The sequence below is a fragment of the Pectobacterium colocasium genome (assembly GCF_020181655.1).
Lineage (GTDB): Bacteria > Pseudomonadota > Gammaproteobacteria > Enterobacterales > Enterobacteriaceae > Pectobacterium > Pectobacterium colocasium.
On record NZ_CP084032.1, the window covers coordinates 3,679,984 to 3,694,159 of the forward strand.

A 14,176-nucleotide genomic window follows, 5' to 3' on the forward strand; every position below is an offset into this window, starting at 1 on the left:
CTAGCGGAAAATAGGTGCGGCCACCATGAAAATAAGAAAACGACTCCCGGTCAATTTACGTTCGCTCATTTTATCCCTCGCCATTATCAGCATGCTCATTACGCTGACTAATGCCTATGTTGCTGTTTATAAAGTACAAAAAAAGCTCATTACCGATCAGATACTGAGTTCAAACCTTAATTACTCTTCCAAACTCGCCGCTACCACGGAAAGTTTTTTATCCTCCGCACAACAAGAGCTGGCCTACAGCTCAATATTGATGGCAGAAAGCTTTGATGACGATAAAGCATTGCAGGAGAAAAGCGAGCAGACATACCGCATGAGCGAAAGTTTTAATTCCGTGTTCGTGGCAGATACGCAAAATCACATACGCACGGTTTATCCAACATCGCTGAATCTGAAAGGAAACACACTCACCTCAGCGGCCAGTAAGCAAGCACTCACGGAGCGGAAGCCGTTAATCAGCCAGCCTTATATATCGGTTACGGGAAATCTGATCGTACTGGTATCCTCCCCCATCAAAGACAAACAGGGAAATTATCTCGGTTACATCGGCGGAACCATTTATTTAAAAAGCAAAAGCGTCTTGAACGAATTCATGAATACCCATTTTTATAACGATTACTCCAGCGTTTACGTGATCGATAAAAGTGGGATTGTTCTCTACCATCAGGATAAACAATGGGTCGGCAAATCCATCAGAGATGAGAAAATCAAAGCCGCATTTCAGAACAAAAAAAGTGGAACCCTCGCGATACCCGATATGCTAGGTACCCCATCGCTGGCAGGTTTTGATACGGTCAAGTCATCTGGCTGGATTATCGTTACCTTGCATCCTTCCCAAAATGTTATTGATTCACTTAACGGCGTCATGCGTTCCGTCTTATATGAAGGTGCGCCAGTGATGGTATTAATACTTATCGCGCTCACCTTGTTCGCCTTCTCCATAGCTAACCCTCTACGCCTGCTGGCTGTTTCTGCCAGTAAAATGGAGGAGCCCGACGTGATTGAGAAAATAAAGAAAGTCCCCTCCTGGTACTTTGAAGTTGAGCAGCTAAAACGCGTCATTCTTTTCGGTACGGTGTTATTGCACAAGCGGATCGGCAAACTGAGCTTGCAAGCCCACACCGATCCGCTCACCGGGTTACTCAATCGCCGTGGTGTCTATGAAAACATTGAGCTCATTCTGTCAAAGAGCCATCAGGTTGCCGCCATCGTGATCGATATCGACCATTTCAAACGCGTGAATGATACCTACGGGCACAATATCGGCGACGATGTCATTAGGCTGCTGGCTAAAAGCATAAAACAGAGTTCACGTGACTCCGATCTGATTTGCCGTACTGGCGGAGAGGAGTTTCTCGCACTCCTGCCCGATACAGACATGAGGCAAGCTGTTGATATTGCAGAGCGGCTGCGTAGAAAAGTGGAAAAAATGCCGCTACCGATTCCTGAAAACATCACGATTTCATTAGGCGTCACCTGCTTTATTCCGGGAACGGAACAGATAGACAGCGTGTTGAAAATCGCGGACGACGCCCTCTATCAGGCCAAACATGAAGGCAGAAACCGGGTCGTCACCAAAATCGTGCCTGAGAGTGCAATCAACAACGACACAAAATAGTTATGCTCATCACGCGTCTCATGAGCGGGAAAACAGGCAAAAAAAACCCGCACAAGGCGGGTAAGGTCATTCTAATGACAGGGATGGTTAACTAACACAACAACTCACAGGGATGTGAGGTACTGACAAGGGATGGAAGGACTATAGCAAGCCAAATGTATAGTATTGTCATCAGCAGGTAAGGTTAATCTACCGGTTGTAAAACAACATTGACGATGTTTCCCTGTCATCCTGTCTGGCTATTTCAGCTAGTTTCCCGGCCACTATTACGCTTTTTTCGTTTTCATCAGTGCAGTCAGCAATGCCATGATTGCCAGCGCGCTGGCAAGCCCTCCGACCATCAGCCATCCCCCCTGATGCCAGGCGGCCATCGCAACCGAGGAGCCTCCTGCACCGCCTAAAAACATCCCCCCCATGAATAGGGTATTGATTCGGCCTCTCGCCGCTTCACCAAGCCCATAAATCACATGTTGGTTGGCCACTAAGGCGCTTTGCACGCCAAGATCGAGCAGGATAACACCAATAATCAGGCCAATAACGGAATCGAAGCCGATGAATATTCCCCATGAGAGCAGCGTCAGCAGCGCGCCGGCAATCACAACCGGGCGACTACCGGTTCTGTCGGCGATGCTTCCCGCCAGCGGAGCGGCAAAGATCCCTGCCACACCAATCACGCCGAACAACCCCGCAGCGGCGGCGCCCATTTGAAAACGTCCACTTTCCAGATACAGCGCAAGCACGCTCCAGAACGCGCTGAACGATGCAAACAGCAGCGCCTGAATCAGCGTGGCTTTGCGTAATGCGCGTTCACCGCGCCACAGCGTCACCAATGAACGCATCAGTTCACGGTAACGAACGGTTTGATTCGATGGTGAAGCCGGTAACATTCTTCCCATTGCCCACGCGCCCGCCAACGCCAGCGGGACGCTCAGCCAGAACATCGCACGCCAGCCGGCGCTTTCCGCCACAAGACCCGCAATCGTACGGCTAAGCAGAATCCCGCTTAGCAACCCGCTCATTACCGTCCCGACAATGGCGCCGCGCTGTTTCGCATTGGCAAGCGCCGCTGCAGCCGGAACAATCTGCTGTGCGGCAGTTGCCCCAAAACCGATGAGCAACGAAGCACTGAGCAAAGCGACAGCCGATGTCGATAAGGCTGCCAACGTCGAAGCCAACGCCAGCATCAAAAATTGCCACACAATCAACCGACGGCGATCGAATTTATCACCGAGAGGAACCAGCAGTAACAGCCCCAAAGCGTAACCCAACTGCGTTACGGTTGGGATCAGCGAGACTGCGCCGCTCGACGTAAAACTTTCACTCATCACGCCCAGCATCGGTTGGTTGTAATAGATATTGGCAACAGAAATACCGCTGGCTGCGGCCATCGAGAAAATCAGTAATTTGCCGGGAACCTGCTGCGTTCTAACCTCGGCTGCGCTGGATAATGTACTCATCATCATACCTGTCTGTGTGTTTCCCGCCGGAAGTCGGCAAGTGATGAACACAGCATAAGGCGCCGGGTTCATTCCCAGTAGAGAGGTAAAATGGATATCAGCTATTCCAATCAGGAATGGATTAGGAGAAAAGACGCTGAACGAAACCGGTAAAAATTCTGGCGCGAGCGGATGTCATACGGCCTCCGGGGTAGACAGCCCAGAGATCCATCTTCCCCAGCGACCATGAATCCAGCGCGGTGACGACCTGCCCACTTTCCAGCTCTGGCGCAAACATCCATTCAGATGCCACGGCCAGCCCTGCGCCGGACAGCACGGCCGCACGCACGCCTTCCGCCGCAGAGACACGGATGCGCCCATTAGGGAATACGGTGGTCTGTGTTCCCTCTTGAGAGAAAACCCAGCGATCGGTTCTCTCACCCTGTAAATAGATGACGGCAGAGTGCGCAGCCAGTGCATCAGGGGAGGCAGGCACGCTATGACGCGCAAAATAGTCGGGAGTCGCCAGCAGTCGCATGGAACACGATGCCAGCCGCTGGGCAATCAGGCTGGAATCCTTCATCTCTCCCAAACGCAATGCCACATCAATCCCTTCAGCAATCAGATCGATGGGACGATCGTCCAAAATGACATCGACGTTTAGCTGAGGATGTTCTGCCATGAACTCATGGAGCCGAGGCATGATGTGCAACCTGGCAAAGGTTACTGGCGCGCAGATGCGCAGCCGCCCGGACAGCGCCGCGCTCCCGCTCACTACCTGCTCTTGAGCCTCACCCAGCATCTTTAACGCAGGGGCAATTTGCTCATAAAAATGCTGTCCCGCTTCTGTCGGCGTCAACCCTCGGGTAGAGCGAAGCAACAACGGCGTTGCCAGTTGATTTTCAAGCTGCATGATCGCTTTGGAAACCGCAGGCTGGCCGATACCGAGCCTGCGGGACGCAGCGGAAAACGACCCCGTTTCAAAAACGCAGATAAAGGTTTCCAGCGCGCTAAGGCGATCCATAGCTTCTCTTCCGCAAAAGGAGTTTCCCTGCATCATACAACAATCCGGCGAGGGTAAGATGGATTCACACACGCTCTTCCTTTCCCCACCCTCTACTGCGGTGAAGCACATTCGCTTTACCGCCAACCACATCAGGTATTACTCTGATGAAATGACTTGTCATGACAGGGCTGGCAACCTTTTGCGGCCTTTTTCAAAATCTTACGAGGCGATACATGAAACTTTTCATTTACGAACACTGCCCATTCTGTGTCAGAGCCAGAATGATTTTTGGTCTGAAGAATCTGCCTGTTGAGCAATCCGTTATTATGGAAGGCGACGTCGACACGCCGACGCGTATGGTGGGCCGTAAAGTGGTGCCTATCCTGCAAAAAGAAGATGGGAGCTTCATGCCGGAAAGCATGGATATCGTCCACTATGTCGACAGCAAACAAGCGCCGTTAATCGCCGACAAACCGGTTGATGCGGAGATTGAAGCCTGGTGTAAATCCGTTTCCAGTGCGGTGTTTAACCTTGCCGTTCCCCGCTTCACGAAAGCCGATTTCAAAGAGCTTTCCACGCCAGAGGCGCGTCATGCCTACACCTTGCGCGAAGAAAAAGCCTTCGGTGACCTGGATGCGCTGCTCGCGAAAACGCCAGAACTGATGGCGGAAGTGGAACAAAAACTCGAAACGCTGGAGCGGCGTCTGGCAAACGTCAGCGCCATTTCCACCACCGATTTTATTCTGTTCCCGATTTTACTGTCGCTCACGATCGTGAAAGGTGTGCAATTTGGCCCTCACGTCCAGGCGTATCTTGAGCGAGTATCAAACGCCAGCAAGGTTGCGTTGTTGACCGATAAAGCGCTGTAGGGTTAATCGCATTCGAATAGCGTTATGGGGCGCAGTTTCACCCCATAACAGCGACATAACTACGCATGGATAAACACTACGCATGGAGAAACGGTGAATCCCTGTCTGGTGTTATCTCCTCCTCCTGTGGAGAACATAGTGCATTCACTTCGGCATGAATCAAAGCAAGCGCATCATGGCTTGCATAATCGGCCTTAATCCATCTTGCACTCTGCAAATAGCCGGGATCTTCCAATATCTCAATAACGGACTGCTTGATCTGCTGCTCACTCGGCGTACTGGTTTGCAGGTTAATCCCGCATTTGGCAAATACCACGCGCGCAGCGCTTTCCTGTTTATCTTCCCCTACCCCCGCCACAATTAAGGGAACACCTTCTTTCAGTGCAGCATTAATCGAACCGTATCCGCCATTGGTGATAAATATCGACGCCCTAGGAAGCCAATCGTCATAAGCGAGGAAACTCACGACTCTGATATTTTCAGACAAGGAGGCTTGCAGCGACTCAACCGCACGTCCTCCGGTCGTCGCCAATACTCTGACGGGTAAGTCAGCTAATGCGCGCAGCGTTGGCCCAATCAACTGCTGGAGATCGACATTCGCCAGCGTTCCCTGTGAAACGATAATAAGCGGCCGCCTATCGTCCGGAGCCCACCATTGCGGGACACGTTCTGCTGCAATCTGGCGAGATAATGGCCCAATAAATCGCACGCTTGGTGGTAAATCGTCACGCTGATACTCAAGCTCTGTAGTGGATAGCTGCAAGAAACGATCGCAATTCCCAATCAGCGCATCCATAAAAGGCTGTTCAAGCGGCTTTCCTCCCGACTGCACCATCGCATGATTAAATGCGTGCTGCACCTCGCTCATCAATCCCCGTGTTTCTTCATCGACCAGTTGTTCATGGCTTAGGTCGGGCGGCAGCAATTTAGGAGGAATGCGAGGCCCATAGAAAACCGAATCTCGTGTCGAATAGGACAGCGGCGTAACGCCTATTACGATGATGGGCGGTCGTTGCCCGGAAAACAGCAAAGGCAAGACACCATAAAAACAATTTTCAACGATGAGCAAATCGGCATGAGTCTTCGCCAACGCGTCGCACAGTTGGCGATCCAGCAGTGGAATCGGTGCCGCAAAGAAATCCTTCAAAGCCAAAGCCATCTGTGCGTTACCCGGCGGCAACATGGCACGTTGAGGGAAATGCTGTTCAAGGTGTCGGTAGTCGAAATCAATGTTATCGCTAAAAGGAATGAACACGACGCCAGCCGCCTCCGCGCGATCGCGGAATAACGCGCCGCTAAACAGCGTCACATCGTTCCCTTGTTCAACCAAATAGCGCGCGATGGTCAGTAAAGGATAAACGTGTCCCGGTGTTGCCATCGCCGCCATAAGAATATGTGCCATGATGACTTCCCTATGCCGCGTTATCAATGCAGGTATTCACACAAACCGGGGTCCCCTGAATGTGCACACGTTGCAGGTGGCGCGCAGACTGAGCCGTAAAGGCTTCGCGACCGTGTAGTAGAGAGAAGTTGTCGGCTATGACAACATCGCCCTGCAACCATTTATGTGCGTAGTAATAACGGGGATCGTACAAATGTCGCCGCAACGTCTGGCTAAATTCGCTTTGTGCTTCCGACGCAACATTATGGTATTCCAGCGCATGTTGGTTAAGGAAACGCTCCCCTTCAGTCGGTGGTTCGTTATAACGAATAATTTCCCCTGTCCCGTTGGGATGAGGAATAACCAGAGGAGACGTCACTTCACCACCGTAATGCACAACGGCTTTAATCCGGTAAGTAATTGAAACAATACGCCATTCATCAACCAACTGGGCGTCAGTCTCTGTCAACAAACGCGTGGTATCAACAAAGGTGGTGCGTCCACCTTGATCCTGTCCTGGCGCAGAAACGCAGTGGAACAGTTGAAACTCGGGTATGGTCGGCTTGTACATGCCATCCCAGTGCAATGGTACATAGCTGTTATCAAAGATGTGATCCTGGGTATCCGCATGCTCCTTCACATCCAGCACGGCTCCGAAAGGCCACATCATGATTTCCCCCCAGTGACCAGCATATTCCGTCAGTATTTCAGGATCGGAAAACCCGGAAGAAAACCCACGTAGTACCAGAAGATGATGTTCTCGGGCGAGCGCACGCAGTGTGTCGATCGGCAATGTGGCGATGCTCTGCCCCGTTTCCACAGGCGTCAGCAGCGCACCAAAAGGGGAAAGCGGTTCAACGCGGCAGTTCATGCTATCTTTCATCGTGTATATTCCTTTATAAGATGACAATATCGGCGTCTCAGTGAACGATAACGTTCATGCCATATCAGGCTGATTAACTAAGTAATGGCTAGGCGTACCGCGAATCTCCACAACCTCACCCTCCAACTGCTGTGCTTCAACATTCTTCATCAGCACAAATTGCCCATTCACATTGGCGGCAACACCATGCCAGGGCGTCAGCCAATCATCCTTGGTAGGCATCATATGAATACCCAGCTTCAGGCTGTCCGAAGGCTGAGGGTGAATAGACAAACGGATGGCATCAGGGAATTGCTCAGCAAGCAGGTTGCCCCACGCCCAACTGCGTTGAATCACGCCGCATGCACGTTTTTTGGCATCCTTCTGTAACGCCGCGTTAGATCCGGTATAGTCAGGCCGCAGACTATCCTCATAGAGAAAGCGGGTTATTGAACGATAAAGCTGTAACCCTTCTTCGCTCTGCATGAGCTGCACTTTGATGTCCTCTTCTGACTCGGCGTAATCCTCAACCAGGCGCTGGCGAAGATGATCATAATCAGCAGTAAGTGATGCCATATTCTCTACGTCTTTAAGGTTAAAGACGCTGAGATGAACGGCCCCCAGTTCATGCAGCAAATTTTCAATCTCATCCTGATAGATGTTAATCGTTTCGTCACTGGTTCCAATCAGATCGCCAAATACATGCCCATCCGAGCAAATACGGATATGCGCGCCGGGCGGATAATAAAGCTGAATACGCTGGCATAACGAATTAAGGAAGGTCAGGGACAAACGTTCCGCCATATCTGGCATTCTGCCCAGCACTTTATAGGGGCTAGGAGATTTAACGGGAAACGCTGGCAGAATAAGTTCAATACGACGCCCCTCTTCAACAAAAGCACGAATTCTGGGTAATTGAACCTGAGTCACCTGGGACTCTTCTTCACTAATCAGCTTCGTTGAATGGGTAAATCTACGCCGGTATTGGATCAACTCACTTAATATTAGCGATGAAACCAATTCATTGTTCATTATATCCAAAATAACCTCATTAACTTACATTAATTTAAAGAAGAAAATTAACCACATTATTACAACGTAGAAACAATAAAATAAAACCCTTGTACGCGCACAAAAAAAATACTGAATAACATATTCAGTATTTTTATTTACACCACTAATAATTCTAATCGATCATAAAAAACAATAAAATAATTAAGAGCCTATCCAAATAGGAATTGTTAAAATATCAGTAACTGAGAATTTTTGAGGACATTGCATGACTGGCAGCAAGTGGCGGATTAGTGATGAACTCTGGGAAAAAATAGCGCCGCTTATTCCTGAACATAAAACTAACCATCCACTGGGAACGCACCGAAAACGGGTTGATGATCGAGTGGCTATGGACGCCATTTTCTTTGTTCTTCGCACCGGATGCCAATGGAACGCACTAAATGAAACAGGGATATGTTCATCAAGTTCTGTACACCGCCGCTTTCAGGAATGGCGCGCAGCGGGGGTTTTTGAGCGTTTCTGGCAGAGCGGATTGATGACCAGCGAGCAACTGAAAGCCATCGACTGGTCATGGTTGTCGATGGACGGCTGTATGACAAAATCCCCGCTGGCAGGCTCAAAAAAACAGGCCGGAATCCCACGGACCGGGGGAAACAGGGGGTAAAGCGTAGCCTGATGACCGATGCGAACGGGCTGCCGCTCTCAGTGGTTGTCGCAGGGGCAAATACTCACGATATCAGGTTAGTCACAGAGACCCTTGATGCGCTTCAGACGGGGAGGCCGGGCAGAAGGCTGAATATCTGTCTGGATAAGGGGTATGACGCGGAATGGCTGGAAAGTGAACTGAAAAATCGGCGTTATGAACCGCATATCCAGTCGCGTAAAGAAGAATCCGATGCCAGCAAAGAGAATATGAATGACAAAGCCCGTCGGTGGGTAGTGGAGAGGACGCACAGCTGGATGAACCGCTTCCGTCGGCTTCTGACTCGTTGGGAGAAAAAAGTCGAAAACGATGAGGCGATGCTGCATTTTTCCTGCGGCATTATTGTCTGGAATAAAATCCTATTGGGATAGGCTCTTAATCATTACAATAATTTCTTTTTAAATTATTTTAATGGTATTTTTTTAACCGTAATTATTATATTTATTTGTTATGTAATTTGACGTTAATTGTATTTTTTTTGTTTACTTTTGTGGTCTTTTTTTGTACTTTCGAAATGCCCGGTGATTTTGCATGGGTATTAAATTTCATATATGAGGTAATACACTATGGATATTCAAGATCTGATTAATTCAGTGAAGGAAATGGAAATTGAAGCAACGGAAAATCAAGTTAACAAGATGGAAAGTGAAGAAGTATCCATTCTTGGGCCAATGAACATGCTTGCTTTTGATGCGTAAACAATAAGCACCCGATGTTTGGGTGCTTTTATTTATTGGAGCCTATATGTTAAGTATCCTTGGTAAGCAAGAGTTAGTTAAAAATGTCTATCTTTTATCCCAGCCATTCCTTGGGGATAAATCAGTTAAAAATACTCATGAGCTTAAACCATTCTATTTGAAATTTATTCAGAAGCATCAGCCTTATCAACCTGTTAACGTGAGCGAGAACATCATTGTTGTCGATGATGAAAAAATAAATGCGCTAAAAAATGCCTATCAACCAAGCAAGCTTGATGATCTGAATCAATTGAAAATGATAGGCGATAAGCATAGTATTGAGAGATACAGAGAACTTTCTGAACTCATTATGAAAGGGTACAATCAACTATCCAGTAGCAATGCTGATGTTAAGTTAATCTTTGATCTGGTTATTCACACAATTTTTTTCAGGAAATCTACTAATGAATTTAATACTGCATCATTTGGTGGTTCTTCTTCAACTGCAATAGGCAGTATCTGGATTAGTGGTCATGGTGACTTGACATATCATGATGTCGCAGAGTTTTTGTTGCATGAGTTGACGCACCATTTGTTATTTATTGATGAGCGGTGCCACGAGCAATTTAATTATCAGGAAATCGTTAAGCCTGAAAATTATTCAATGTCTGCTCTGCTTGGGAAAAGAAGGCCATTGGATAAAGTTGTGCATAGTATTCTTGTCTCTCATGAAATTCTCAATGCGCGCAGGAATTATCTTGAATCAGATGTGGTTACAATTCATCCTGCTACTGATATATTAAAAAATAACACAATGAATTCTATTACAGAAACATTAGCAATGAAAAATTTGGATGATCTAATAACCCAAAGAACCAGAGGTTTTTTATTAAAAGCTCAGAGCAATCTTAGCCATGAGGTATGATATGTTAAATTTAATTAAGTCTTTGGCAAGAAATATTGATGCTCGGTGGCGTGAGGATGACTATAGTTGTTACACTTTCGCCGATATCGCTAAATCAGAGTTAGATAAGGTTGATTTAACCTCTCTCTTTTCTTTTACTGGGCTAATCGATGTTTTGGACAATAGTGAAATGTCTAAAATCCAAATAGTCTCTGAATTCTCTGAGTTACACCTGAAACTTTTCGACAATTCTCGTTTTTACATTGAGGTACTTAATTGGTGGGATAATGATACCTCAATTCATGATCATGGATTTTCTGGGGTTCTGCTCCAGCTTGAAGGAAGTTCTTTGAATGCGATATATTCATTTGATGAAACCGACGAAGTTAGCCACAATCTTAGTTTAGGTGACATCAAACTCACTGAGGCCTATATCAGTAAAAAAGGAGACTGTCGGGTCATCCCCTATGGCAGAAAGGAAAAACATGCTGTTTTTCACTTAGAAAAACCGACAGTCAGTTTGATAGTAAGGACTCATCCAGTCATGGAATTGTCTCCGCAGCTTAACTATTTTCCTCCTGGGCTGAGAGTTAATCACTCTGCGACTGATATTATGTTTAATAAGAAAATAAAATATTTTAGACTTTTAAATATGATCGATTCTGTCCAGTGTAGAAAGCAAATGTTGCATGAATTAAAACAGCTTTCATTAACTGAACAGTTTTGGTTAATTCTAAAATTGTCAAAGATGATTTATCATTCGGAAAATATAGAGTTACTCAATGAATACGTTAACTTGGCAACTACGGAAGATGAAAAGAAACGAAAAGTAAAAGTAGTCTCCGCAGTAACATTGCGTAAAACGTCTCAATTTTTTATTGATGAAATAAAACCTCTATTTGATAACAATGAGCAACGACTTATATTGTCCTGCCTTGCTGCTTCTTACAATCAAGAGGATAGAGTTAAAATGTTTCATCAATTGGGTGTTGAAAAATCAGAAGACGTAATTTATAGTATAATAGATAATTTGCCATCGCATCTAAAACCCCGTATGTTACATGCGCTGAAGCTAACAGGGATGATTATTAAAAAATATGAATAACGTTTTTTTTAATAAATTTTTTATAATAAGTGTTGGGCTTGTTTGCCTTCAACAAATACTTGTTGGATTGTCGACGTATTTTATTGGGCAAGCTGGAGGAAGTATTGGTTTAAGCCCCTTAGGGGCCATTTTTTATACTGCTTTGTTCTTCTTTTCTATTTTTATTGCTTATGTTTTGGGTTCTCTATCTTTATTTTATCGTGTTAAATTATCGAATTCATTATGGCAGAGTTATTATCTATCAACTTTAGAAGTTATTTCTCTTAATCATTCTGTTTCTACAGATGAAAATAAAAGAATGACACAACTTTGGTTCAGTGGTGAAGCGCTCAGTACTTTTGATGAGGTCGGCTTTGAGTTTGTTGAGATCCTAGCCATATATTTTAACGTCATTTTCACTACTGTTGCGCTATTTATCGTTTTGGGCATAGAGTTGGCTGGAGTGATTGTATTCTGCATGCTATTTTCAGTCATACTCTTGTTTCTGGCGAAAGGAAAGATCGACGGGCTGGCTGGAAACATGCAAAATGATAAAATCACGACATTGCATTTTGTGAGTAAGATATGGGATAGCATGTTCTATGGTGATCGAGAACGTCTGGTTTCAGCACAGGCGTTAGCCCGAGATAAGGCATCTATTTATTTCAAACGGAAAGAATCGTACAAATTACTGGAGCAAATAATCTCCTGTACACCTATTCTTATTTCTATTCCATTACTGGTAGGATTTTCATATTATCAGGTTTCTGCTAATGAGGTCGCTATCGGTGCGTTGGTTGCTGTATTACCAAGAAGTTTACAGTTGTTCCAGAACATTCATGCTGCAAGTATGAGCACAAGCCAGATTTTATTGTTGATGCAAAAAATTACAAAGTTGTATTCCTTTTCTACAACACTCAAAGGTTATGATTATCTTGATAATATTGATCCTGAAAAATTGTCAATTACCGATCTTTATAATGGCAACGAGATAAACGTACAGGATATCTTAGGTGGCAGTTTCATTGATCGTAATCCTAATCGAAGGGTATTGATCATGGGGACAAATGGCGCAGGTAAATCATCGCTCATAAAATATTTGAAGAGCAAATATTCCGATGCGTTATTTTTTGGGCCTGGCATTGATATAGACGAGAACACAATACTTGGCTCCACAGGACAAAAACAATTGCATCAACTTGAATCATTATCAGGGGTACGGAATCGTATTATCCTTTTAGATGAGTGGGATGCAAATCTAGATGTTGTCAACACAAGCGAAATTGATGAACGACTTAATACCTTGTCACAAAGTAACTTAATCATCGAAATACGCCATAAGATACAGTAAATAAAATAAATGTACCCTCATCATTTTGGAGTGGTAAAGATTTTATCAGAAATGACTTTGTTCAAGCATATATCAGCGACGAAAGTACATTGCACTAATACAAATGATATGTGCTTGAACGTTGATATTTCTGTAATCTGACTAAGAGCCTATCCCAATAGGAATTGTTAGAATATAAGTAACTGAGAATTTTTGAGGACGTAGCATGACTGGCAGCAAGTGGCGGATTAGTGATGAACTCTGGGAAAAAATAGCGCCGCTTATTCCTGAACATAAAACTAACCATCCACTGGGAACGCACCGAAAACGGGTTGATGACCGAGTGGCTATGGACGCCATTTTCTTTGTTCTTCGCACCGGATGCCAATGGAACGCACTAAATGAAACAGGGATATGTTCATCGAGTTCTGCACACCGCCGCTTTCAGGAATGGCGCGCGGCGGGGGTTTTTGAGCGTTTCTGGCAGAACGGATTGATGACCAGCGAGCAACTGAAAGCCATCGACTGGTCATGGTTGTCGATGGACGGCTGTATGACAAAATCCCCGCTAGCAGGCTCAAAAAAACAGGCCGGAACCCCACGGACCGGGGGAAACAGGGGGTAAAGCGTAGCCTGATGACCGATGCGAACGGGCTGCCGCTCTCAGTGGTTGTCGCAGGGGCAAATACCCACGATATCAGGTTAGTCACAGAGACCCTTGATGCGCTTCAGACGGGGAGGCCGGGCAGAAGGCTGAATATCTGTCTGGACAAGGGGTATGACGCGGAATGGCTGGAAAGTGAACTGAAAAATCGGCGTTATGAACCGCATATCCAGTCGCGTAAAGAAGAATCCGATGCCAGCAAAGAGAATATGAATTACAAAGCCCGTCGGTGGGTAGTGGAGAGAACGCACAGCTGGATGAACCGCTTCCGTCGGCTTCTGACTCGTTGGGAGAAAAAAGTCGAAAACTATGAGGCGATGCTGCATTTTTCCTGCGGCATTATTGTCTGGAATAAAATCCTATTGGGATAGGCTCTAAATCATCACTGATTTTCTCGATATGGCAGTAGTAAGAGAGAAGCAAAAAGCTTAGCACCACTTCTCTGTTTGAGAATGTCAGATTTTCTATGTCCTGCTGGTATTTAATATAAAATCCGGCACAAAAAAGATAAGACTGCTCGGTGATTTCTGCTTCTGAAAAGCCCGATTCATCGAGCTTATCAACAAACCTGTCCAGCAACAGCAGATACCTTTCCATTAAACTCATATTTATTTTTTTCATA

General features: G+C 46.0%; 13 protein-coding genes and 1 pseudogene. 8 read left to right on the forward strand and 6 right to left on the reverse strand.

Features of this window, described 5'->3' with window-relative positions:
• The first annotated feature begins 25 nt into the window (after positions 1-25).
• Positions 26-1,624, forward strand: a complete 1,599-nt coding sequence (locus tag LCF41_RS16685; protein WP_225085531.1) for a sensor domain-containing diguanylate cyclase — start codon at positions 26-28, stop codon at positions 1,622-1,624.
• 266 nt (positions 1,625-1,890) lie between these two features.
• Here LCF41_RS16685 and LCF41_RS16690 read toward each other — a convergent pair whose 3' ends face one another.
• A complete protein-coding gene (locus LCF41_RS16690) occupies positions 1,891-3,087 on the reverse strand; it encodes an MFS transporter (RefSeq protein ID WP_225085532.1) in 1,197 nt (398 codons plus the stop codon).
• 115 nt (positions 3,088-3,202) lie between these two features.
• Positions 3,203-4,084 (reverse strand): LysR family transcriptional regulator, encoded by an 882-nt coding sequence (locus LCF41_RS16695; RefSeq protein ID WP_225085533.1) that lies wholly within the window; start codon positions 4,082-4,084, stop codon positions 3,203-3,205.
• Positions 4,085-4,299: 215 nt separating this feature from the next.
• Between LCF41_RS16695 and grxB the strand changes: the two genes are divergently transcribed.
• Positions 4,300-4,935 carry a glutaredoxin 2 gene (gene grxB / locus LCF41_RS16700; RefSeq protein ID WP_225085534.1) on the forward strand — a complete coding sequence of 212 codons (636 nt, stop codon included), beginning with the start codon at positions 4,300-4,302 and terminating at the stop codon, positions 4,933-4,935.
• Between the two features lie 76 nt (positions 4,936-5,011).
• Here grxB and LCF41_RS16705 read toward each other — a convergent pair whose 3' ends face one another.
• From LCF41_RS16705 to pvcA, 3 genes are all read right to left on the reverse strand, one after another.
• Positions 5,012-6,337: a glycosyltransferase gene (locus LCF41_RS16705; RefSeq protein ID WP_225085535.1), complete on the reverse strand. Its 1,326-nt coding sequence runs from the start codon at positions 6,335-6,337 to the stop codon at positions 5,012-5,014.
• Between the two features lie 10 nt (positions 6,338-6,347).
• Positions 6,348-7,187: a TauD/TfdA dioxygenase family protein gene (locus LCF41_RS16710; RefSeq protein ID WP_225088208.1), complete on the reverse strand. Its 840-nt coding sequence runs from the start codon at positions 7,185-7,187 to the stop codon at positions 6,348-6,350.
• 66 nt (positions 7,188-7,253) lie between these two features.
• Entirely contained in the window at positions 7,254-8,219 is a 966-nt protein-coding gene (gene pvcA, locus LCF41_RS16715; RefSeq protein WP_284144927.1) for an L-tyrosine isonitrile synthase, read from the reverse strand.
• Between the two features lie 238 nt (positions 8,220-8,457).
• Between pvcA and LCF41_RS16720 the strand changes: the two genes are divergently transcribed.
• The 6 genes from LCF41_RS16720 (at position 8,458) to LCF41_RS16740 (ending at position 13,925) form a co-directional block, all read left to right on the forward strand.
• Positions 8,458-9,266 (forward strand): IS5 family transposase gene (locus LCF41_RS16720; RefSeq protein WP_225085537.1). Its coding sequence is split into 2 segments (ribosomal slippage): positions 8,458-8,808 and positions 8,811-9,266, totalling 807 coding nucleotides; the frame shifts between segments, so codons are not numbered across the junction.
• Between the two features lie 195 nt (positions 9,267-9,461).
• Positions 9,462-9,593 (forward strand): hypothetical protein, encoded by a 132-nt coding sequence (locus tag LCF41_RS22295; protein WP_258305550.1) that lies wholly within the window; start codon positions 9,462-9,464, stop codon positions 9,591-9,593.
• 46 nt (positions 9,594-9,639) lie between these two features.
• Complete coding sequence (locus tag LCF41_RS16725) at positions 9,640-10,497, forward strand: aKG-HExxH-type peptide beta-hydroxylase (protein WP_225085538.1); 858 nt, start codon at positions 9,640-9,642, stop codon at positions 10,495-10,497.
• A gap of 1 nt (position 10,498) precedes the next feature.
• On the forward strand, positions 10,499-11,581 hold the full coding sequence (locus LCF41_RS16730; RefSeq protein ID WP_225085539.1) for a cupin domain-containing protein: 1,083 nt from the start codon (positions 10,499-10,501) through the stop codon (positions 11,579-11,581).
• Positions 11,574-12,911: a hypothetical protein gene (locus LCF41_RS16735; protein ID WP_225085540.1), complete on the forward strand. Its 1,338-nt coding sequence runs from the start codon at positions 11,574-11,576 to the stop codon at positions 12,909-12,911. The genes LCF41_RS16730 and LCF41_RS16735 overlap by 8 nt, the downstream gene beginning before the upstream one ends.
• Before the next feature lie 205 nt (positions 12,912-13,116).
• Positions 13,117-13,925 (forward strand): IS5 family transposase gene (locus LCF41_RS16740; protein ID WP_225085541.1). Its coding sequence is split into 2 segments (ribosomal slippage): positions 13,117-13,467 and positions 13,470-13,925, totalling 807 coding nucleotides; the frame shifts between segments, so codons are not numbered across the junction.
• 4 nt (positions 13,926-13,929) lie between these two features.
• Here the strand turns inward: LCF41_RS16740 and LCF41_RS16745 are convergent.
• Positions 13,930-14,175, reverse strand: a pseudogene (locus tag LCF41_RS16745) (hypothetical protein); the annotation flags it as partial.
• Position 14,176: the final 1 nt, after the last annotated feature.